Here is a 21628-nt window from a genome sequence, read left to right on the forward strand (position 1 = left end):
ACCTCCGTCGTCGGCCGGACGGCACCCGCGGGCGCCGCCGGCTGCTTCTGCCAGCGGGTCACAGTCCGACCCGCAGCACCACCACGCTGGGGAAGACGGCGAACAGGACGGTCACCGGCAGGATGAGGAACACCACCGGGACCATCATGAGCACCTCCTTGCGCCCACCGGTCTGCATGAGGGCGCGGCGGCCCTCCTCGCGCACGTCCTGCGCCTGCGCCCGCAGCACGTCGGCCAGCGGCGTGCCGCGCTCCACGGCGACGGCGACGCCCTCGGCGAACCGGGCGAGCGAGGGCAGGCCCGTGCGGTCAGCGAGCCGCTCGAGGGCCTGCACCACCGGGGTGCCGGAGCGGGCGTCGGCGAGGGTGCGCGCCAGCTCGCCGGTCAGCTCCCCGCGGGTCTGCCGCACCACGCGCTCCAGCGCCCCGACCGCCCCCTCGCCCGCGCTGACGGCGAGCGCCAGCAGCTCGGTGACCGTGGCCATCTCGGCGAGCATCCGCTCCTCACGACGCCGCACCTGGCGACCCAGCAGCCAGTCGGGCACGAGCACGGCCACGAAGGTCACGACGGCGACCACCCCGACGAGGGCGACGGTCACGCCGCCGCGCGTCGCGGCCAGCACGAGGGACAGCACGAGGCCGGCGACGAGGCCGAGGACGCCCCAGACGACCTGCTGGGCGCGGAACTGCTCGACGGTCTCCTGCCGGCCCGCGCGCTCGAGGCGGTGCCGCAGGTCGGCGGTCGGTGAGCCGATGCGCGCGACGACGCGCACGAGGTCGCCGAGGAACGGGGCGACGAGCCGCTCGAGCGTGACCAGGGGTCCGCGCGCGTCGGGGGCGCGCAGCAGCGACGACGTGCCGCGGGTGCGCAGGTAGGGGGCGAGGCGCTGGTCCAGGGTGATGCGCCGGGCGCGCAGCCGCACGACCACGAGCACCAGCCCGAGACCGCCGATCAGACCGATGACGGCACCGGTGGCCGCGGGGCTCATCGCAGCACCCGGGGGTCGTCGGGCAGACGGGCGATCCGCAGCATGGCGCGGTAGGCGACGACCGTGCAGCCCAGGCCGACGAGGAGCACGACGGTGCCGGCCGTGGAGTCGTACGCCTCGAGGGCCTCCGGGCGCGACGACAGCATGGCGAGCACGATCCACGGCGCGGCGACAGCGAGGCGGGCGGCGTAGACGGTCCAGCTCTGCCGCGCCTCCAGCTCGCCGCGGGTGCGGATGTCCTCGCGCAGGAAGGTCGACAGGGTCCGCAGCAGGCGGCCGAGGTCGGTGCCGCCGACGTCGCGCGTCATGCGCAGGGCCTCGACGATGCGGTCGGCGACCGGGTCGGCCAGGCGCTCCTTGAGCGTGTCGAGGCTCTCGGTGAAGCGTCCGCTGGCCCGGTAGTCCTCGCCGAACGCCTGGAAGGGGGCCCGCAGCTCGGCGGGTCCGCGCTCGCCGACCTGGGCGACGGCCTCGGGCAGCGACAGGCCGGCCCGCACGCCGGAGGCGAGGTGGTCGACGACGTCGGGCCACAGCTGCCGGGTCCGGGCCAGGCGGCGGCGCGCGCGGCCCTGCACGAGCGCCCAGGGGCCGATGCCGGCGAGCACCCCGAAGCACAGTGCGACGGCGGGTGCAGGGACGATCACCACCGCGGCACCGGCCACCGCGAGCGCCACGGCGCCGCTCGCCAGGGCGAGGCCCTCGGGGCTGACGCCGGTGACCTCGGCCTGCGTGAGCGTGTCGCGCACGGTCGCGCGCCAGCCGGTGCGGCTGGTGCGGGCGTCGTCCGCCATCGGCCAGCACGACCACCACACGCACGCGAGCCCGGCCCCGAGGAGCAGCCCGACGACGACGCCCACGCCTCAGGCCTGCCGCAGGAGGGCGCGCAGGTCGAGGCCTGCCCGGGCGAAGCGCTCGGCGTGCGGCGGGAACCCGTCGGCCCGCACGAGCACGCCGTCGCGCGTGGTGAACAGGTCGGCGGTCTCGACGACACCCTGCTCGACCCGACCGGGCACCGCCACGATCTCGCGGGTCCTTCGCCGCCCGCGCGCGTCGAGGTCGAGGTGCACGACGAGGTCGACGGCCGAGGCGACGGTCGGCACCACGAACCGGTCGGAGATGTTCTCCCCCGCCAGCAGGGGCAGCGTGCACAGCTTGACCAGGGCCTCGCGCGCGGAGTTCGCGTGCAGGGTGCACATCGCGGGGACGCCGGCGTTCAGGGCGATCAGCAGGTCGAGGGCCTCGGCCTCGCGGACCTCCCCGACGAGCAGGCGGCTGGGGCGCATGCGCAGCGCCTCCTTGACCAGGCGCCGCAGCGGGATCTCGCCGTGCCCCTCGAGGTTGGCCTGCCGGGTCTGCAGCGCCACCCAGTCCCGGGCGGACAGGCGCAGCTCGAAGACCTCCTCGCAGCTGATCACGCGCTCGCGCGGCGGGATCGCCCCGCACAGGGCGTTGAGCATGGTCGTCTTGCCGGCCTGGGTGGCGCCGGAGACGAGCACGTTCAGGCCCACGCGGACCGCGGCCTGGAGGAACGCCGCGGCCTGCGGGGTCAGCGAGCCGAGACCCACCATGTCGTCCAGGCCCGTGGCACGCACCACGTACTTGCGGATGTTGACCGACCAGTGCCGCCGCGTGACGTCGGGGATCACGGCATGCAGGCGCTCACCGCCCGGCAGCGTGGCGTCCACGAAGGGCGAGGACAGGTCGAGGCGACGACCGCTGACCTTGAGCATCTGCTCGACCAGGTCGCGCACCTGGGCGTCGGTCAGCATCGTCGTCGTCAGCTCGGGCTCGCCGCGGCGGGCCACGAACACCTGCGACGGGCTGTTGATCCAGATCTCCTCGACCTCGTCGTCGTCGAGGTACTGCTGCAGCGGACCCAGCCCGGCCACCGCGTCGACCACGGCCTTGTGCGCCGCGGTCGTGTCGACCAGCGGCGGGACCGCCCCGAGCACGGACCGCTCGTCGTAGTCGGCCAGGGCGGCGGACACGAGCGAGACGACCCCGGCGCGGTCCCGCACCGGGTCCAGGCCACGACGACGGATGAGCTCGCGGACCTCGGACTCGAGGATCACCAGCCCGTCGACGCTCACCCGGCCCCCTTCATCCGCCGGGCGCCGCGCGCCCGGTTCGTCCTGATCGTCCGTTCCGGCGGCGACGCTAGGCCATGCGCGCTCGTCGCGGGGCGCGTCGTCCACAGACCAGACCCGATGCGCGCGAGATTCCCCCGACCGTGTCGCCGCGCGCACCCGGTCGGGCGACGGCCGCGCCCGGCGTGGGCCGTGGGTCGCGGCCGCCGGTCGCCGGGTGCCACTACCGTGTGAGCGTGAACATGCCCTTCCCCACCGGCGACCAGCACGAGCTGCGGCTCGGCGACCAGGTCGCCGTCGTCGCGTCCGTCGGCGCCTCCGTGCGCGAGTACCGGGTCGGCGACCGCGACGTCCTGCTCCCCTTCCCCGCGCAGTCCCTGGCGCCGGCGTTCTCGGGCGCCGTGCTGGCCCCGTGGCCGAACCGGCTGCGCGACGGCCGGTACGGCTACCGCGGCGCCGCGTACGAGGTCCCGCTGACCGAGCACGAGCGGCAGACCGCGCTGCACGGCCTCGTGGCGTACGCGCGGTTCGACGTCGTCGAGGCGTCCGACGCGTCCGTGACGCTGCGCCACGACCTGGTCCCGACGCCCGGGTACCCGTGGGCGCTGCGCCTCGACGTGACCTACGGGCTCACCGCCGACGGCCTCGCGGTCGAGGTCGTCGCCACGAACCTCTCAGACGCGACGGCGCCGTACGGGGTGGGGTTCCACCCGTGGCTCTCCCCCGGCCCCGGCGGGGTCGACGCGTGCACCCTGCAGGTCGGCGCGGGGCGCCACGTCACGGTGGACCACCGCCTGCTGCCCACGGGCACGGAGGCCGTCTCGGGCCGCCTGGACCTGCGCGAACCCGTCGCGCTGGCCGGGCTGGCGCTCGACGACGCCTGGGTCGACGCCGTCCGGGACACGGACGGCCTGTCGTGGGCCCGCCTGACCGGCGACGACGCGCGCACCGTGGCCGTGTGGATGGACGGCACGCTGCCCGCGTGGCAGGTGTGCACCGGTGACGGGATCCCCGGGATCGAGCGCCGTGGTGTGGCCGTGGAGCCGATGTCGTGCGTCGCGGACGCGTTCCGCACCGGGGAGATGCTCGTCGAGCTCGAGCCCGCCGGCACGCACACCGTGCGCTGGGGCGTGCGCCTCGACTGATCGTGGTGCCGGCGGGAGACCGCCGGCGACGCCCGGTCCGCCGCGTGCGGGCCGGGCGTCCGTGCGTCCACGGCCCCGAGGGCGCGCCGGAGCAGGTCGGCGGGCCACCCGCCGCAGCGGTGAGCCCTGCCGGGCGTCAGCCGTAGTAGGACCCGTCGGCCTTGACGCCCTTGATGTACTCCCAGTGCCACGGCTCGTAGGGGCCGCTGCCGCCGGACTTCGCCCAGGTGGGGTTCTCCCAGCCGTACACGGGGCCGTTGTCGTTCATCCAGGTCCACCGGCTCGTGCCCGGCTGCAGGCCGCAGATGTCCACGGCGAGGCCCCAGCCGTGGTTCGACTTGCCGGGGGTGGCCGCGAGGCCGCCCTTCTGCGCCTTGAGCGTGTACTGCTCGGCGAGCGTCCGGTAGCCGTCGGTCAGGCAGATGTCGGTGCCGAACCGGGCGACGAACGCGTCGTTGAGCTCGGCGAGCGCGACCGCGGCGTCGGCCCGCAGCTGCTGGCGGCCGTCCCACAGCGTGCACAGGTCGGCGGTGGCGAGCTGGCCGTTGCTGCCCGCGGGGCGCGTGGCGCCGTCGCAGCCGGGCAGCGGGTCGCGGTCGGCGGCCCGGGAGACGTCGGAGAGCTCGCGCAGCCGCGTGGTGCCGTCGGCGGACACGAGCGACGTCGGCGGGAGGTCTGACAGCGGGAGGGCGGTGAGCGCGGCGACCGTCGACGGGTAGTCGGGCGCCGTGCTGGGCAGCACCTCGAAGTCGCCCTCGGCCATGCCCTGGGTGACGGGGACGACGACCGTGACGCCGACGAGCGCGGCGAGCACGCCGAGCCGGCCGAGCGTGCGCGGGGCCCGGCGCAGGGGCACGGGGTCGGGCAGCACGTCCGTCGCGTCGACGCGGGGCGCCGCAGCAGCCTCGACGGGCGCGGCGTGCGCCTCCGCACGGGCAGCACGCGACCGCTCGGCGCCGCGGGCCGCTCGCCGGGAGGCGCGGGGCGTCGTGTCGTCCGCGGGGTCGGCCCCGGGCCGGTCGACGGCGTGCGGCGCCGCCAGGTCCGGGCCGGCAGCACCCGGCACGGCGACGTCCGCGACGGCGACGTCGGGCGCGGACGGGGCTGCCGTCCGGGTGCGGGGCCGCGCGGTCCCGGCCCGCGGGTCGTGCGGGACGGGCGCGGCGTGCTCGATCCGCGTGTGCACCGACGGCGTGTGCACCGACGACGCCGCGACCGGGTGCGGCTGCGAGGACGGCGTCCAGCTCGTCGGGCTCGAGACGGCGCGGGCACGCTCCGGCGCGGCGGTGGAGACCGGTGCCGGTGCCGGTGCCGTGAGCGTGGCCGTGGCGCGGGCGGAGCGCGGCTCGGGAGCCGCCTGCTGGGCCCAGGCCGGGGCGCTCGTGCGCGGGGCGCGCTCGGCGGCCGTGGGGGTCGGGATCGGGGGTGCCGAGGTGGGCCGAGCCGTGGTCGCCGGACGGGAGGCCGCAGCGGCTGCCTCGCGGAGCTGGCGTCGCGTGAGGGGCACCGGCTGCTCAGGGTGGGACCCCACGACACCTCCGCTCTGCTCGTGCTGCCAGGCCGTCCTGCTCACCTGTGCGGTCACGGAACCATAACGGCACCGTGACTGGCCGTCCAAGACGCGTTCGGGTGCCGTTGCCCCGTCAAACAGGGCAAAAGCGGCGACACACCGAGCGACGCGCCGCGGAGTTCACCGATCTCTCACGCCCAGGACTCTCGTCCAGGTCGCCCGTCCATGATGGCGGACGTCTGCGGCGCCGTCACCTGACGTTCATCCGTGGTGGGCCGAGGCCCCGCCGCCGCCCCGCAGCTGTCCGCGCTGCATGGCGTCGCGCACCTCACCGACGAGCTCCTCGAGGATGTCCTCGAGGAACACGACGCCGACGGTGCGCCCGTCCTCCTCGACGCGTGCCAGGTGCGACCCGGAGCGCTGCATCGCGGCCAGCGCGGCCTCGACCTCGTCGTCCGGCGCGACCACCGCGAGGGAGCGGACCCGCCAGACCGGCACGGGCAGCCCGCGCGTCGCGTCGTCGGCGTACAGCACGTCCTTGATGTGCAGGTACCCGCCCGGCCGGCCGTCGTCGTCGAGCACGGGGAACCGGCTGAAGCCCGTGCGTGCCACGAGGTGCTCGATGTCGTCCGGGGTGCTGCCCGGCCCGACGGTGACGAGGTCGTCGACGGCGACCATGACCTGCGCGGCGGTCCGGTCGGAGAACTCGATCGCGCCCGCGAGCAGCCCCTGCTCGTCGGCCAGCAGGCCCTCGGCCTGCGAGCGCTCCACGATCGACTGCACCTCCTGCGCCGTGAACGCCGACGCGACCTCGTCCTGCGGCTCGACGCGGAAGGCCCGCAGGACGTGGTTGGCCAGCCAGTTCAGCGCACCGATCACGGGGCGCAGCGCGCGGGCGACCCACACCAGCGGCGGGCCGAACAGCAGCACGGCGCGGTCGGGCCCCGCGACGGCGAGGTTCTTCGGGACCATCTCCCCCAGCACCACGTGCAGGTACACCACGACGAGCAGGGCGACGACGAACGCGATCGGGTGGGTGAGCCCGTCGGGGACGCCCAGGGCGTGCAGGGGCACCTCGAGGGCGTGGGCGATGGCGGGCTCGGCGACCAGCCCGAGGCTGGTGGAGCAGACGGTGATGCCGAGCTGGGCGGCGGCGAGCATGAGCGAGACGTGCTCCATGGCCCACAGCACGGTGGCGGCCCGCCGGTCGCCGGCCTCCGCGAGGGGCTCCACCGAGGAGCGCCGCGCCGACATGAGCGCGAACTCCGCGCCGACGAAGAACGCGTTGAGGCCGAGCAGGACCACGGCGAGCACGAGGGCGACGGTGCTGCTCATCGCGGGCCCCCGTCCTCGGCCTCGGGCACGGCCCGGACCCGGACGCGCTCGACGCGCCGCCCGGACATGCGCGCGACCCGCAGGTGCACGGCGTCGACGACGACCTCGTCGCCCTCGACGGGCACGCGCCCGAGGCGGGCCATGAGCAGGCCGCCGAGGGTCTCGTACGGGCCGTCGTCGGGCACGCGCAGCCCGGTGGCCTCCGCGAGCTCGTCGGGCCGGGTCACGCCGGGCAGCAGCCAGGACCCGTCGGGGCCGCGGGCCGCGGACACCCGGGTGCGGTCGTGCTCGTCGGCGACCTCGCCGACGAGCTCCTCGACGACGTCCTCGAGCGTGACGAGCCCGGAGGTGCCGCCGTACTCGTCGACGACGACGGCCATCTGGAGCCCCTGGGCGCGCAGCTCCACGAGGAGCGGGCCCAGGCCCACGGTCTCGGGCACGCGCGGCGCCTCGACCATGAGCGCGGCCGCCGGGACGTCGGCGCGCTTGTCGTGCGGCACGGCCATGGCCTTGCGCAGGTGGACCAGGCCGACGACGTCGTCGCTGGAGTCGCCGATGACGGGGAACCGGGAGTGGCCGGTGCGCCGGGCGAGCGCCATGACGTCGGCCGCGGTGTCGTCGTCGCGGCGCACGACGTGCAGGCGCGTCCGGTCGGTCATGACGTCGACGGCGGTGAGGTCGGAGAACGCGATGGAGTTGGTGAGCAGCGTGGCGGTCGCGGCGTCGAGGGTGCCCTGCTCGGCGGAGCGACGCACGAGCGACGCGAGCTCGGCGGGCGACCGCGCGCCCGAGAGCTCCTCGACGGGCTCGATCCCCGCGCGGCGCAGGATCGCGTTCGCGGTGCCGTTGGTGACGGTGATGACGGGCGCGAGACCGGTGGTGAACCCGACCTGCAGGGGTGCGACGAGGCGGGCGGTGCCGAGCGGGCGGGCGATCGCGAAGTTCTTGGGGACGAGCTCGCCGAACAGCATCGAGAACCCGTTGACGACGACCAGCGCGAGGACCGCGGAGAGCGCGCCGACGGCCGCGCGGCCCAGCCCGGACGCCTCGAGCGGGACGCCGAGCAGGCGCGCCACCGCGGGCTGGGTGGTGTAGCCGAGCAGCACCGTGGTCAGCGTGATCCCGACCTGCGCGCCGGACAGCTGGGTCGACAGGCGCCGCAGCGCCCGCAGCACGGCCCGCCCGCGGGCGTCGTCGGCCTGCTGCCGCTCGACGAGGCCCGGGTCGAGCGTGACGAGGGAGAACTCGGAGGCCACGAACACCGCGGTGCCGGCCGTGAGCGCGACGCCGAGCAGGACGAGCAGCCACTCGGTCAGCACGGGCGTCCCCGGTCCCGCGCGGCGGCGTCGGCGCCCGGGACGGCGCAGCGCCGCACCCGTGCGGCGCGGTGCGTGCGGCACCGGCGGGTCTCGGAGGAGGAGGTCAGGTGAGGGCCGGCGTCGTCCTGTCGGGGCGCCGCGTCGTCCGCCGGGCCGGCGGAGGAGGTGCGGGGGGCGGGACCAGGACGCCGGCAGCGACTTGAGCTGCTCATGGTGGGCGACATCATACGAGCGCGACCGTCCGGCGGCCGTGCGGCGGGCACCCCCGGCGGGGGTGGTCCACCCCTCGGCAGGGCACCTCCAGCCGGGTGTGCCAAGGTGACCCCATGGTGAACACCGTGTCGCAGCCGGGCGCCACGACCGTCCTCGTGGTCGAGGACGAGCCGGCGATCGCCCAGGCCATCGTGCACCGCCTGTCCGCGGAGGGCTGGCGGGTGGAGTCCGTCGGGGACGGGCACGCCGGCGTGGCCGCGGCCTCGCGGCTGCAGCCCGACGTCGTCGTGCTCGACGTGATGCTGCCGGGCATCGACGGGCTGGAGGTGTGCCGGCAGATCCAGGCCGAACGCCCCGTGCCCGTCCTCATGCTCACGGCCCGTGACGACGAGACGGACATGCTCGTGGGCCTCGGCGTGGGCGCCGACGACTACATGACGAAGCCGTTCTCGATGCGCGAGCTGGTGGCGCGCACGAAGGTCCTGCTGCGGCGGACCGAGCGGGCGGCCCGGGCCGCGGAGATGGCGGCGGCCCACCTGCCGGAGCCGCCGATGGTGGTGGGCGACGTCACGATCGACCGCGCCCAACGCCGCGTGGTGCGCGCGGACGCCGAGGTGCACCTGACGCCCACGGAGTTCGACCTGCTGCTGACCCTGGCGTCGGCCCCGCGGACCGTGCTCACGCGCGAGAAGCTGCTGGCGGACGTGTGGGACTGGGTCGACGCGAGCGGCACCCGCACGGTCGACAGCCACATCAAGGCGCTGCGCCGCAAGCTCGGCGCGGACCTGATCCGCACCGTGCACGGCGTGGGGTACGCGTTCGAGCCGGCCGACGGCACGGCCGACCCCGCGGGGGCGACGTCGCCGTGACCGTCCCCGCCCGACCGCCCGTGCGGCACGCGCGCTCCGACGTGCACCGCGCCCGGCTGCCGGACATCCGCCCGCTCGACCGCTTCCGCACGATCAAGATGAAGCTGGGCGTGCTGGTGGCCGCGAGCGTGACGCTGGCGTCGTTCATCCTGTGGCTGGGCTACGGGCAGGCGCTGGGTCCGAGCCGGACGCTGCCGCTGGCGATCGCGCTGTCGCTGGTGCTGACGCTGCTGCTGGCCCGCGGCATGACGTCGCCGCTGCGGGAGATGACGGCGGCGGCACGGGCCATGGCGGCCGGTGACTACAGCCGCCGGGTCCGCTCGACGAGCCGTGACGAGGTCGGCCAGCTCGCCGAGGCGTTCAACACGATGGCGGACGACCTGCAGCAGCTCGACACGTTCCGTCGCGAGCTGGTCGCGAACGTGTCCCACGAGCTGCGCACGCCCGTGACCGCGCTGCAGGCGCAGCTGGAGAACCTCGTCGACGGCGTCAGCGAGCCCGACCCGGCGACGCTGCAGGCGGCCCTGGCCCAGACGCAGCGCCTGTCGCGGCTGGTGGGCTCGCTCCTCGACCTGTCCCGGGTCGAGGCGGGCGCGGTGCCGCTGGACGCGCAGGAGGTGCCGGTCCAGCGTCTGCTCACCGAGGCCGCCGAGGAGGGGCGCCTCGTCGGGGCGCCGAAGGACCTGACCTTCCCCGTCTCGGTGGAGCCCGCGGACCTGACGGTGCACGCCGACCCCGAGCGGCTGCACCAGGTGCTGGCCAACCTCCTGCAGAACGCGGTCCGGCACTCCCCCGCCGGCGCGGAGGTCCGCCTCGAGGCGCGCCGCGTGGGTCGGTCCGTGCAGATCGACGTGGTCGACAGCGGACCGGGCATCGCCCGGGAGCAGCGGGCCCACGTGTTCGAGCGGTTCGTGCGCGGCAACACGCCGGCGCTGACCGGGCAGGGCTCGACCGGCGGGACGGGCCTGGGCCTGGCCATCGTGCGCTGGGCGGTGGAGCTGCACGGCGGCACGGTGGAGGTCGCCGACAGCGCGTCGGGCACGGTCATGCGGGTGCGCCTGCCGGGCGCCGGCACGGTCGGTCCCGCCGAGCCGCGCCGCGGGTTCCCCCGGCGCTGAGCCGGCACCGACCGGGTCGCGGCGCCGGGCACGTCCGGGACCGGCACGGGCGGCAGCGCCGGGCGTCCGGCGGGGGTGCGCGGGACCGTCTCTTGAGGCCGGTCGGACACGCGCTTTCCCCGTCGTTGACCCGCGCCGCGGGCAGGGGTGAAGACGTCGCGCAGATCGCGCCGGAGCACGTCCGCCGACGCGTGCCAGGGCCCTTCGACCCCTTAGTGTTGTCGTCAACAGAACTGGCGACGTCGCGGTTTGGCGAACCGCGCACCGGAAGTGGGCGATCCCAGCGTGACCCAGAACGCGAAGTCCGACCTCCGTGCCGACTTCGGCGCGAACGAGTGGCTCGTGGACGAGCTCTACGAGCAGTACACGAAGGACCGGAACGCGGTGGACCCCGCGTGGTGGGACTTCTTCGAGGGCTACAAGCCCGGGTCGGGGGCCGCCGAGGCGGCACCGGCCGAGGCGGACCGTGCGCCGGTCGCCGTCAGCACCGGGACGGCGGCCCCCGCCGCCGGGCCGGCCGCGACGACGCCGTCCGCCCCGCCGACACCCGTCGCGCAGCCCCCGGCCCCCGAGCCGGCCGCGACGACGTCGCCGGTCGCCACCGCGCAGCCCGCGACGGCGCCGTACGCGCAGGCCGCCGCCGCGCGCCCCGAGGACGACACGGCCGACGCCCCCGTCGACGAGGTGCAGAAGCTGCGCGGCCCCGCCGCCCGCGTCGTGACGAACATGGAGTCGTCCCTCGAGGTGCCCACGGCCACCTCGGTGCGCGCGATCCCGGCCAAGCTCATGGTCGACAACCGGATCGTCATCAACAACCACCTCGCCCGCGGGCGTGGCGGCAAGGTGTCCTTCACGCACCTCATCGGCTTCGCGCTGGTCGAGGCCCTGCGCGAGATGCCCGCGATGAACGCCGCCTACACGCTCGTCGACGGCAAGCCGGGCGTGCTGCAGCCCGCGCACGTCAACCTCGGCCTGGCCATCGACCTGGCCAAGCCCGACGGCACGCGCCAGCTGCTGGTGCCGTCGATCAAGAAGGCCGAGACCCTCGACTTCGCGCAGTTCTGGACCGCGTACGAGGACGTCGTGCGCCGCGCCCGCAACAACAAGCTCGCGGTCGACGACTTCGCCGGCACCACCATCTCCCTGACCAACCCCGGCACGATCGGCACGGTCCACTCCGTGCCGCGCCTCATGCAGGGCCAGGGCACGATCCTGGGCGTCGGGGCGATGGACTACCCCGCCGAGTTCGCGGGGACGTCCGACGAACAGCTCAACCGCATGGGCGTGTCCAAGGTCCTGACGATCACGTCGACCTACGACCACCGGATCATCCAGGGCGCCCAGTCCGGCGACTTCCTGCGGATCCTCGGCCGCAAGCTGCTGGGCGAGGACGGGTTCTACGACCGCGTCTTCGCCGCGCTGCGCGTGCCCTACGAGCCGGTGCGCTGGGTCCGCGACGCGGGCCACGACCCCGACGTCGAGGCCATCAAGCCCGCGCGGATCGCCGAGCTCATCCACGCGTACCGCTCCCGCGGGCACCTCATGGCGGACACCGACCCGCTCGCGTACCGCCAGCGCAAGCACCCCGACCTCGACGTCCAGAACCACGGCCTGACGCTGTGGGACCTGGACCGCGCGTTCCCCACCGGTGGCTTCACGGGGCGCTCGCGGGCGACGCTGCGCGAGGTGCTCGGCCTGCTGCGCGACTCCTACTGCCGCACGGTCGGCGCCGAGTACATGCACCTGCAGGACCCGCGGCAGCGCCGCTGGCTGCAGGAGCGCCTGGAGTCCGGGTACGCCCGCACCCCGCGCGAGGACCAGCTGCGGATCCTGCGCCGGCTCAACGCCGCCGAGGCGTTCGAGACCTTCCTGCAGACCAAGTACGTCGGGCAGAAGCGGTTCTCGCTCGAGGGCGGCGAGTCGCTCATCCCGCTGCTGGACGCGATCCTGTCGCGCGCCGCGAACGGCGGGCTCGACGAGGTCGGCATCGGCATGGCCCACCGTGGCCGTCTCAACGTCCTGGCGAACATCGCCGGGAAGTCCTACGGGCAGATCTTCAGCGAGTTCGAGGGCAACCAGGACCCGAAGTCGGTCCAGGGCTCGGGCGACGTGAAGTACCACCTGGGCACCGAGGGCGTCTTCACGGCCGAGTCGGGTGCGACCACGCAGGTGTACCTCGCGGCCAACCCGTCGCACCTCGAGGCCGTCGACCCGGTGCTCGAGGGCATCGTGCGCGCCAAGCAGGACCGGATCGACCTCGGCGGCGACGGGTTCTCGGTGCTGCCGATCCTCATCCACGGCGACGCGGCCTTCGCCGGGCAGGGCGTGGTCTTCGAGACGCTGAACCTCGCCCAGCTGCGCGGCTACCGCACGGGCGGCACGATCCACCTGATCGTCAACAACCAGGTCGGGTTCACCACGGGGCCGTCGTCGTCGCGCTCGTCGCAGTACGCGACCGACGTGGCCAAGGGCCTGCAGGTGCCGATCTTCCACGTCAACGGGGACGACCCCGAGGCCGTGGTGCGGGTCGCCGAGCTCGCGTTCGAGTACCGCGAGCAGTTCGACCGCGACGTCATCATCGACATGGTCTGCTACCGCCGTCGCGGGCACAACGAGGGCGACGACCCCTCGATGACGCAGCCGATGATGTACAACCTCATCGAGGCCAAGCGGTCGGTGCGCAAGCTGTACACCGAGACCCTCGTGGCCCGCGGCGACATCACGCTCGACGAGGCCGAGCAGGCGCTGCGGGACTACCAGCAGCAGCTCGAGCGCGTCTTCGCCGAGACCCGCGAGGACGGCTGGACGCCGCCGCCGCCGGAGTCCGAGGCCGTCGCGGGCCTGGAGCGCCCGGAGTCCCAGCTCGAGGACGCCGGGATGATGGTCGGCTGGCAGACCGCGGTGCCCGCGTCGGTGCTCGAGCGCATCGGCCGCGCGCACGTGCAGCCGCCCGAGGGCTTCACCGTCCACCCCAAGCTCGCCCAGCTGCTGGCCCGGCGCGAGCAGATGAGCCGCCAGGGCGGCATCGACTGGGGCTACGGCGAGATCCTCGCGTTCGGGTCCCTGCTCGTCGAGGGCACGCCGGTCCGCCTCGCGGGCCAGGACTCGCGCCGCGGCACCTTCGTGCAGCGGCACGCCGTGCTGCACGACCGGCAGACGGGTGCGGAGTGGACCCCGCTGCTGTACCTGTCGGGCGACCAGGCGAAGTTCTGGGTCTACGACTCCTCCCTGTCGGAGTACGCGGCCCTCGGGTTCGAGTACGGGTACTCCGTCGAGCGGCCCGACGCCCTGGTGCTGTGGGAGGCGCAGTTCGGCGACTTCGTCAACGGCGCGCAGACCGTCATCGACGAGTTCATCTCCTCGGCCGAGCAGAAGTGGGCGCAGCGCTCGTCGGTGGTGCTCCTGCTGCCGCACGGCTACGAGGGCCAGGGCCCGGACCACTCGTCCGCCCGCATCGAGCGGTTCCTGCAGCTCGCGGCGGAGGACAACATGACCGTCGCGCAGCCGTCGACGCCCGCGTCGCACTTCCACCTGCTGCGCCGGCAGGCGTACGACCGCCCCCGCCGACCCCTGGTGGTGTTCACGCCCAAGTCGATGCTGCGGCTGAAGACGGCGACCTCGGCGGTCGAGGACTTCACGACCGGCACGTTCCGCACGGTCATCGGCGACGACCTGGCCTCGGCGAAGGCGGAGCAGGTCACCCGGGTGCTGCTGTGCTCGGGCAAGGTCTACTGGGACCTGCTCGCCCACCGCCTGCAGTCCGGCGACCAGCAGACCGCGATCGTCCGGTTCGAGCAGCTGTACCCGCTGCAGCCCGACGCGATCCGCGAGGCCCTGGCGCCGTTCGACGGCGCCGAGCTCGTGTGGGTCCAGGACGAGCCCCGGAACCAGGGCCCGTGGTCGTACATGTCGATGCACCTTCCGCAGCTGGTCGAGCGTCCCCTGCGGGTCGTCTCGCGCCACGAGTCCGCCTCGCCGGCCGCAGGCTCGGCCAAGAAGCACGCGGCGGAGCAGAAGGAGCTCGTCGAGGCGGCGTTCCGCCGCTGACGCCGCACGGACGAGGCCCCGGTCCCCTCGCGGGGCCGGGGCCTCGTCCGTGGTGGGCGCGCGCCCCTGCGGGGCGTCAGCCCATCTCGGTCAGGTGGGCGACCTCGGCGCTGAGCACCTCGGCCATGCGGGACAGCCCGCCGTCGCCGTCGCCCGCGGCGGTCGCGATGGCACCGACCTCGTCGTCCATGCTGCGGATCGTCGCCACGACGACGTCGATGGCCGCGGCGGCCGCGGTCGCGGACTCCTGCACGGCAGCGACAGCCGCGGCGATGTCGTCGCTGGACGACCCGGCGGAGTCCGCGAGCACCTTGACCTCGTCGGCCACGACCGCGAACCCGCGCCCGGCCTCGCCGGCCCGGGCGGCCTCGATCGTCGCGTTGAGGGCGAGCATGCGGGTGCGGCCCGAGATGAGGCGGATGATCTCGACGGCCTGCGCGATCTGCTGCGAGCTGGCCTCCAGGCCCTGCACGGTCGCGAGCGCCTCGTCAGCCCCGGCGACCCCGCGGCGGGCGTTCTCGGCGAGCGAGCTCACCGACGCCGACAGCTCGGTCGACGCCGCGGCCACGTGGGACGACACCTCGCCGGCGTTCCGGGCGATCCGCTGGCGCGCCTCGGCCTGCGCGGCGTAGTCGCGCGTGAGCGTGCGGTGCACGCTGCCGATGGACCGGGCCGCGACCTTGAACGCACCCGGCAGGCCACGGGTGAGCAGCCGACGGTGGAACCGCCCCTCGGACGCGGCGGCGAGCGAGACGCCGGCCTCGCGCACGAAGGCGTCGGTGACGTCGAGGAGCTGGTGCAGGTGGTCGCGGATGGCCGCGGTGCGGGGGTCGCCGGACAGCAGCCCGACGCGCGGCTCGAGGTCGCCGCCGGCCGCGGCGCTGAGCACCCGGAGGATCTCGTCGAGGTCCGTGCCGATCGCCGCTGCCGCGGCCGAGTCCTGCTGCGCCCGGTGGGCGGTCTGCTGGCGCGCCATCACGCCTCCCCGTCGGTGTCGTTGATGATGCCCCAGACGAACTCGTCGTACGTGGTGCCGGCCTCGGCGAGGACGGTGTCGAGCTCGGCGCGGCCGGCGGCGGTCGCGGCGCGGGCGCCCTGCTCGCGCCGCTCGGCCTGCAGGAGCCGGGCGTACAGCGGCGTGACCCGCGCGATCGCGGCGGGGGCCGGCCAGCGCCGGTTGGAGTGGTACCCGACGATGCGCCCGTCGACCGACGTGGAGGCGGTGACGTGCGCGAGCACCCAGTAGCCGGCGCCGTCGCCCGCGAGGTTGAGGATGTAGGCGAAGATCTCGTCGCCGCGCGCGATGGTCTCCCACAGCAGCGAGAACACGGCCCGCGGCATCTCGGGGTGGCGCAGCTGGGAGTGCGGGGAGCCGAGCAGCTCGCACTCGGAGTAGGCGCTGATGCGCAGGAAGACGTCGTTCGCGTAGGTGATGTGCCCGCGCGGGTCGGTCTTCGACACGATGATCTCGTCGTGCCCGAAGGTCCTCATGACTCCGGTCGGTGCCGGACGGGTCAGCTGCATAGGTCGGTCTCCCCTGACGATGCTCCGTCCCGCCTATCGGCCGCCCGGGGAGGCCTGTGACTCGTCGGCCATGACGAGTTGGTGGGCCGTCATGGCGCCGGGGCGGCTCCGTCGACGTACGCGAACCGGCGACGGTACGCCTGGGGGCTGGTGCGCAGGGTCCGGGCGAAGTGCTCCCGCAGGTGGGCGGCGGTGCGCAGGCCGCACCGGCGGGCGATCTCCTCCACGCCGGCGTCCGTCCGCTCGAGGAGCTCCTGCGCACGCGCCACCCGCTGGCGGGCGACCCACGCGGCCGGCGTGGCGCCCGTCTCGGCCCGGAACCGGCGCGCGAAGGTGCGCTCGGAGAGCAGGGCGCGCGCGGCGAGCGCCGGCACCGACAGGTCCTCGTCGAGGTGCTCGAGCATCCAGGCGAGCAGCGGCGCGAGGGTGTCGGCCCGGGGCGGCAGCGGCGTGTCGATGAACTGGGCCTGCCCGCCGTCGCGCTGCGGCGGCACGATCATGCGCCGGGCGACGGCTGTCGCCATGGCGGCGCCGAGCTCGCGCCGCACGAGGTGCAGGCACGCGTCGATGCCGGCGGCGGTGCCGGCGCTCGTGACGACCGTGCCGTCCTCGACGAAGAGCACGTCGGGGTCGACGACGGCGGCCGGGTGGCGGCGGGCGAGCTCGTCGGCGTGCATCCAGTGGGTGGTGCACCGGCGCCCGTCGAGGAGGCCCGCCTCGCCGAGCGCGAACGCGCCGCTGCAGATGCTCAGGACCCACGCGCCCCGGGCGTGGGCGGCGCGCAGGGCGTCGAGCACGGGGGCCGCCACGGGCCGCGGCGGGGCCCCGTAGGCGGGGACGACGACGAGGTCGACGTCGTCGGCGGCCTCGAGGCCGTGCTCGACCACGAGCGAGAACCCCATCGTCGTGGGCACCCGCACGCCGGGGTCGGGCCCGCACACCCGGAAGTCGAAGGCAGGCCCCCCGGTGTCGGTGCGGTCGAGCCCGAACACCTCGCACGCCACCCCGAGCTCGAAGGGCGCGGCGCCGGGGAGCACGACGACGGCGACGGATCGGAGCACGCCCCCAGGCTCGCACGCGGTTGGCAGAATCTCAACGGGCATCGGCACTCCTGCCACTGGTGGCTGTTTTCCAGTGGATGAAGACTTTCTGCCATGACCTTCCTCGCGCTGATCCTGCTCCTCCTCGTGCTCGCGGCCACCGTCGTCGCGCTCGCCGTGGCCGTGCGCCACGACGGCCTCGGCCACCGCCCGCCCCCGCGCTCGCGCCACGCCTGGGACGACCGCCCCGCCTGACGCGCACCCGATCGGCCGGCCCGCGCCCGGCGCCCCATGACGGCCTGCCCGTGACTCCCGGCACACCGGTCACCCGTGCGGGTGGTCCCCACCGCGACCTGCGCGCCGATCCGCGACAGGGCCGCAGGATCATCGGGCTCCTGGCCCGGCGTGCTGCGACACTGTCGCCAGCACCGGGTGCCCCCGGTGCACGGCACGGGCAGGAGTGATGAGGGTGGGTGAGCTGCCGCTGCGGCTCGCGGTGATCGGCGACGAGCTGGCCGCGGGCGTCGGCGACCCCAAGGGCCTCGGCTGGGTCGGCCGCGTCGCGGCCCGCACGAGCGCCCCGCACCCCCTGACCGTCCTGACCCTGGCCGTCCCGGGCGAGACCAGCACCGAGCTCGGCGGGCGGTGGGACGGCGAGGTGTCGCGGCGCCTCGCGCCCGACGCCGACAACCGCCTGGTCGTCGCCGTCGGGCGCGCGGACGTGCGCGCCGGCCTCTCGCTGGCGCGCAGCCGCCTCAACCTGGCCAACGTGCTCGACGTCGCGGAGCAGCGCCGGATCCCCGCGTTCGTCGTCGGCCCCCCGCCCGGCGACCCGGCCGAGGGCGACCGGCTCGCCGAGCTCTCGGCCGCCCTGGGCGACGTCGCCGCCCGCCGCCGCGTGCCGTACGTCGACACGTACACGCCGCTGGCGCCGCACGACCAGTGGCTCGCCGACATGGCGACGTCGCCGGACCACCTGCCCGGCCAGGCCGGGTACGGGCTGATCGCCTGGCTCGTGCTGCACACCGGCTGGCACGCGTGGCTGGGTCTGCCCCAGGACGACTGAGGACGGTCAGCGCAGCGTCGAGCGGACCGATCGCAGGGCGGTGTCGAGCACGGTCCGCACCGTCTCGACCGTGAGCTCGCCCACGCCGTCGCGCGCGTCGGCGACGCGCAGGTCCGCGCGCACCTCGTCGACGAACCGGCGCACCAGCGCCTCGGCCTCCACACGACGCCGGTGCGAGGCCGCCCGGTCGGGGTCGGGCACGCCCGGCGTCGCCGTGTCGCGCGCACGCTGCGCGGCCGCCGCGAGGTCGGCGCGCAGCCCGCGCATCGCGGTCTGCACGTCGGTGCGCACCTGGGTCGCCTGCCGTCGGACCGTCTCGGCGATCTCCTCCTCGAGGTGCGCCAGGTCGCCGCGGCGCGCGTCGAGCTCGGCCCGGCCCGCGCCGGTCAGCGCGTAGGTGGCCTTGCGGCCCTCGGCGGTGCGGACGACCAGCCCCTCCTCCTCGAGCCGGGACAGCCGCGGGTACACGGTGCCCGCACTCGGCCGGTACGTGCCGCCGAACCGGTCGGACAGGGCCGTGATGAGCTCGTAGCCGTGCCGGGGCCCGTCCTCCAGCAGCGCCAGCAGGTAGAGGCGCAGCTGCCCGTGGGCGAACACCTGCACCATCAGGCGTCACCGCCCGTCGGGACCGGGGCGTCCTGCGGCGCGTCGTCCGGCACCGCGGAGGCCTGCGAGCGGAGCACGGTGACGTGCCCGGTGACGGTCGTGGCCGAGAGGAAGCAGCCACCCTCGCCCGCGTCGACGTCGACCGTGCGCTGCCCGGGCCCGGAGCCCTTGTGCTCGACCCCGTCGACGACGAGGCGCCCGGAGACGGACTGCGCCCGCACCTGCAGGCCCGCGCCCTCGGGCACCCGGACGGTGAGGTCGCCCGCGACGGTCGTGACGGTCAGGGACGAGGTCCCGGCGCCGACGTCGAGCGAGACGGCCCCCGAGACGGCGCTGCCCTGGACGAGCGTGAGGTCGCCGGAGGCCGCGATCTCGCCCGAGACGGTCTGGAAGCGCAGGTCGCCGACGTGCGCGCGCACCACGACCTCCCCGGTGACGGTGTGCACCGTCAGCCGGCCGTGCACGTCGTCGACGACCATCGAGCCCGAGACGGTGGAGACGTGCGCGTCCTCGCGCAGCCCGGCCACGAGCCCGTCGGCGCTGACCGTGCCGATGCGCGCGAGCACCGCGGCGGGCACGGCGACGTGCACGTCCGCCCGGTCCTTGTCCTGGAAGTTGCGGAACTTCTCGACGAAGCCCTCCCAGCCGCCGAGCGTGAACGCGTAGCCGACGCGCAGCTCGCCGTCCGTGAGCCCGACCTCGAGCGGACGCCCGTCGACGCCGTGCACCTCGAGCCGCGCGCCCGTCGCGGCCGGGTCCGCGTGGGCGACGACGTCGACACGCCCGCCCACGAGCCCGACGCGCAGGGAGCGCACGTCCTCGACCTCGATCACCTGCGGGCCGGCGACGACCCAGGACTCCGACGCCATGACGTCCTCCTCATGCGATATGTCGTGTGGTCCACTCACGATATGTCGCGTTGCTCGACCCGGCAAGCCCCGACCACGGCCGGAGCAGCGGGCGACCGCACGGCCGCCCGCCGCGCGCGTCAGGCCACGGACCAGCCGCCGTCGGACGGCAGCACCGCGCCGTTGACGTTCGTGCCGTCGTCGCTCAGCAGGAACGTGATCGACGCCGCCAGCTGGGCCGCCTCGGCCACCGCCGGCATGGCCGCCATCGCCAGCCCGATCCGCTCGCGACCCAGCGGGGAGGCGAAGCGGCTCTCGATCCCGGTGAGCACCGGACCGGGCGCGACCGCGTTGACCCGCACGCCCGACGGCCCGTACATGTGCGCGCTGCTGCGCGTCAGGCCGACGACCGCGTGCTTGGACGCCGTGTACGCCACCCCCGCGGCAGAGCCCCGCAGCGCCGCCTCCGAGGCGACGTTCACGACCGAGCCCCGACCGGCCGCGAGCATGAGCGGCAGCAGCGCCCGGGTGAGGCGGAACGCCCCGTCGACGTTCACCGCGAACACCCGCTCCCACACGGCGTCCTGCACCTCGTGCAGCGGTGTCATGTCGTCCATCACGCCGGCGACGTTCGCCAGCGCGTCCACCCGCCCGTCCGTGGCGGCGACGACCGCCTCGATGCCCGCCGGGTCGGTGATGTCGGCCCGCACGGGCACGACGTCCGCGTCGGGCAGCTCGGCGACGAGGGCCTCCAGCCCGGCCTCGACCAGGTCGACGGCCACGACCCGGCCACCCTCGCGGGCCACCCGCGAGGCGGTCGCCCGGCCGATCCCCGACCCCGCACCGGTGACGACGACCGTCTGCCCGGCGAACCGCCCGGGCGTGGTGCGCTCGACCCACGGCTGCGCGTCGGGGACGGCGGCGCCGGGCGGGTCGGAGCGGGACCCTTCGTCGCGGGACCCGCCGGCCGCCCCCCCGACCTCCGGCGGCACCTCTCCCGCCTCCGCCCGTCGGACGAGGTCGTCGACGACCTCCTGGGTCAGCAGCCCCTTGCTCAGCGCGACGAGCCGCTGGAGGGAGAACATCCGCACGGGGCGCAGGTCGCCGGCGTCCCGCCCGGCCTCGGCGAGCATCGCCCGCAGCAGCGGGCCGCCGACGGGGTGGTCGAGCCAGGTCCCCACCGACGACCTCGCGGTGAGCGCCGTGTCCTTCGTGGCCATCATCGTCCTTCCGACGTGCACGCCGGCCGCGACGCCCGCGGCCGCCGCGTGCCACGCGATCGTCGCCCGCGAGCCCTGCGCAGTCAACTAAGTTGACTCACGCCACCGGCACCCGGGCAGCGGCACGGCGGAGGACCGGGTCAGCCCGCCGGCGTCAGCAGCGCCTGCAGCTGGCCGCCGTAGGTCCGGGCCAGGACGTCACGGTCGGCCGCACGCAGCACCTCGTCCTCGGCGACCCACAGCGCGTAGAGCAGGCCACCCACGAGCGCCGCCGCCAGCCGGGCCCGCAGGTCCGCGTCGGCGCCCTCCAGCCGGGCGCGCAGCGGCGCGACGAACAGGTCCTCGTGCACCGTGCGCAGCCTCGACCCGACGGGCCCCAGCGCGCTCGCCCGCACCAGCGCGAGGAAGACGCCCCGCACGTGGTCGTCGGCGTCGAGCAGGTACCGCACGAACCGCTCGCCCAGCGTCCCGACGGGCCCCTCGTCCAGCGGCTGCCCGAGGTCGAGGTGCATCGTGTCGAGGAACAGCGCCTCCTTCGACGTGAAGTGCCGGATCACCAGCGCCGGGTCGACACCCGCGTCCGCCGCGATCCGGCGCACCGACGTGCCGGCGTACCCGTGCGCGGCGAACAGCCGCGTCGCCGAGCCGTGCACCCGGTCGCGCGTCCGCGCCGCCTCACCCGCCATGCCCGCA

The 21628-nt window shown here is 75.3% G+C and carries 19 protein-coding genes; 6 read left to right on the plus strand and 13 right to left on the minus strand.

Annotation, left to right across the window (positions count from 1 at the left end):
• Positions 1 to 58 precede the first annotated feature (58 nt).
• The 3 genes from FBY24_RS00845 to FBY24_RS00855 are packed head-to-tail and all read right to left on the minus strand — an operon-like array spanning position 59 to position 3078.
• The gene (locus tag FBY24_RS00845) at positions 59 to 988 is read right to left on the minus strand and encodes a type II secretion system F family protein (RefSeq protein WP_142157253.1); all 930 of its coding nucleotides are present in this window, start codon (positions 986 to 988) and stop codon (positions 59 to 61) included.
• The gene (locus tag FBY24_RS00850; RefSeq protein ID WP_142157255.1) at positions 985 to 1845 is read right to left on the minus strand and encodes a type II secretion system F family protein; all 861 of its coding nucleotides are present in this window, start codon (positions 1843 to 1845) and stop codon (positions 985 to 987) included. Before FBY24_RS00850 ends, FBY24_RS00845 begins: the two co-directional genes overlap by 4 nt.
• A 3-nt stretch (positions 1846 to 1848) precedes the next feature.
• On the minus strand, positions 1849 to 3078 hold the full coding sequence (locus tag FBY24_RS00855) for a CpaF family protein (protein ID WP_142157257.1): 1230 nt from the start codon (positions 3076 to 3078) through the stop codon (positions 1849 to 1851).
• A 239-nt stretch (positions 3079 to 3317) separates the two neighbouring features.
• On the opposite strand from FBY24_RS00855, the gene FBY24_RS00860 reads away from it, so the two are divergent.
• Entirely contained in the window at positions 3318 to 4220 is a 903-nt protein-coding gene (locus tag FBY24_RS00860; RefSeq protein ID WP_142162987.1) for an aldose 1-epimerase family protein, read from the plus strand.
• 136 nt (positions 4221 to 4356) lie between these two features.
• On the opposite strand, the gene FBY24_RS19325 is transcribed toward FBY24_RS00860, so the two are convergent.
• From FBY24_RS19325 to FBY24_RS00875, 3 genes are all read right to left on the minus strand, one after another.
• A complete protein-coding gene (locus FBY24_RS19325; protein ID WP_255432141.1) occupies positions 4357 to 5751 on the minus strand; it encodes a D-alanyl-D-alanine carboxypeptidase family protein in 1395 nt (464 codons plus the stop codon).
• Positions 5752 to 5991: 240 nt separating this feature from the next.
• The gene (locus tag FBY24_RS00870; protein WP_142157259.1) at positions 5992 to 7065 is read right to left on the minus strand and encodes a hemolysin family protein; all 1074 of its coding nucleotides are present in this window, start codon (positions 7063 to 7065) and stop codon (positions 5992 to 5994) included.
• The gene (locus FBY24_RS00875; RefSeq protein ID WP_142157261.1) at positions 7062 to 8384 is read right to left on the minus strand and encodes a hemolysin family protein; all 1323 of its coding nucleotides are present in this window, start codon (positions 8382 to 8384) and stop codon (positions 7062 to 7064) included. The genes FBY24_RS00870 and FBY24_RS00875 overlap by 4 nt, the downstream gene beginning before the upstream one ends.
• A gap of 326 nt (positions 8385 to 8710) precedes the next feature.
• Between FBY24_RS00875 and FBY24_RS00880 the strand changes: the two genes are divergently transcribed.
• The 3 genes from FBY24_RS00880 (at position 8711) to FBY24_RS00890 (ending at position 14631) form a co-directional block, all read left to right on the plus strand.
• Positions 8711 to 9466, plus strand: coding sequence for a response regulator transcription factor (locus tag FBY24_RS00880; protein WP_142157263.1), 756 nt, complete (start codon positions 8711 to 8713; stop codon positions 9464 to 9466).
• On the plus strand, positions 9463 to 10584 hold the full coding sequence (locus tag FBY24_RS00885; protein ID WP_142157265.1) for a HAMP domain-containing sensor histidine kinase: 1122 nt from the start codon (positions 9463 to 9465) through the stop codon (positions 10582 to 10584). The genes FBY24_RS00880 and FBY24_RS00885 overlap by 4 nt, the downstream gene beginning before the upstream one ends.
• A 285-nt stretch (positions 10585 to 10869) precedes the next feature.
• Positions 10870 to 14631: a multifunctional oxoglutarate decarboxylase/oxoglutarate dehydrogenase thiamine pyrophosphate-binding subunit/dihydrolipoyllysine-residue succinyltransferase subunit gene (locus FBY24_RS00890; protein WP_142157267.1), complete on the plus strand. Its 3762-nt coding sequence runs from the start codon at positions 10870 to 10872 to the stop codon at positions 14629 to 14631.
• A gap of 76 nt (positions 14632 to 14707) precedes the next feature.
• On the opposite strand, the gene FBY24_RS00895 is transcribed toward FBY24_RS00890, so the two are convergent.
• The 3 genes from FBY24_RS00895 to FBY24_RS00905 all read right to left on the minus strand — a co-directional run bounded on the left by FBY24_RS00895 (position 14708) and on the right by FBY24_RS00905 (position 17216).
• On the minus strand, positions 14708 to 15607 hold the full coding sequence (locus FBY24_RS00895; protein WP_160158398.1) for a methyl-accepting chemotaxis protein: 900 nt from the start codon (positions 15605 to 15607) through the stop codon (positions 14708 to 14710).
• A complete protein-coding gene (locus FBY24_RS00900) occupies positions 15607 to 16122 on the minus strand; it encodes a PAS domain-containing protein (RefSeq protein WP_255432142.1) in 516 nt (171 codons plus the stop codon). Before FBY24_RS00900 ends, FBY24_RS00895 begins: the two co-directional genes overlap by 1 nt.
• Before the next feature lie 122 nt (positions 16123 to 16244).
• The gene (locus FBY24_RS00905) at positions 16245 to 17216 is read right to left on the minus strand and encodes a GlxA family transcriptional regulator (protein WP_142157271.1); all 972 of its coding nucleotides are present in this window, start codon (positions 17214 to 17216) and stop codon (positions 16245 to 16247) included.
• Positions 17217 to 17309: 93 nt separating this feature from the next.
• On the opposite strand from FBY24_RS00905, the gene FBY24_RS19075 reads away from it, so the two are divergent.
• Both FBY24_RS19075 and FBY24_RS00910 read left to right on the plus strand, forming a co-directional pair.
• Entirely contained in the window at positions 17310 to 17450 is a 141-nt protein-coding gene (locus FBY24_RS19075) for a hypothetical protein (RefSeq protein ID WP_174243455.1), read from the plus strand.
• 208 nt (positions 17451 to 17658) lie between these two features.
• Positions 17659 to 18261: a GDSL-type esterase/lipase family protein gene (locus FBY24_RS00910; protein ID WP_140460073.1), complete on the plus strand. Its 603-nt coding sequence runs from the start codon at positions 17659 to 17661 to the stop codon at positions 18259 to 18261.
• A 6-nt stretch (positions 18262 to 18267) separates the two neighbouring features.
• Here the strand turns inward: FBY24_RS00910 and FBY24_RS00915 are convergent, their stop codons facing one another.
• From FBY24_RS00915 to FBY24_RS00930, 4 genes are all read right to left on the minus strand, one after another.
• Positions 18268 to 18867 (minus strand): PadR family transcriptional regulator, encoded by a 600-nt coding sequence (locus tag FBY24_RS00915; RefSeq protein ID WP_142157273.1) that lies wholly within the window; start codon positions 18865 to 18867, stop codon positions 18268 to 18270.
• Entirely contained in the window at positions 18867 to 19736 is an 870-nt protein-coding gene (locus FBY24_RS00920; RefSeq protein WP_142157275.1) for a DUF4097 family beta strand repeat-containing protein, read from the minus strand. Before FBY24_RS00920 ends, FBY24_RS00915 begins: the two co-directional genes overlap by 1 nt.
• A gap of 119 nt (positions 19737 to 19855) precedes the next feature.
• Entirely contained in the window at positions 19856 to 20935 is a 1080-nt protein-coding gene (locus FBY24_RS00925) for an SDR family NAD(P)-dependent oxidoreductase (RefSeq protein WP_142157277.1), read from the minus strand.
• 140 nt (positions 20936 to 21075) lie between these two features.
• Entirely contained in the window at positions 21076 to 21621 is a 546-nt protein-coding gene (locus tag FBY24_RS00930; RefSeq protein WP_142157279.1) for a TetR/AcrR family transcriptional regulator, read from the minus strand.
• Positions 21622 to 21628: the final 7 nt, after the last annotated feature.

This window comes from Cellulomonas sp. SLBN-39, assembly GCF_006715865.1.
GTDB lineage: Bacteria > Actinomycetota > Actinomycetes > Actinomycetales > Cellulomonadaceae > Cellulomonas.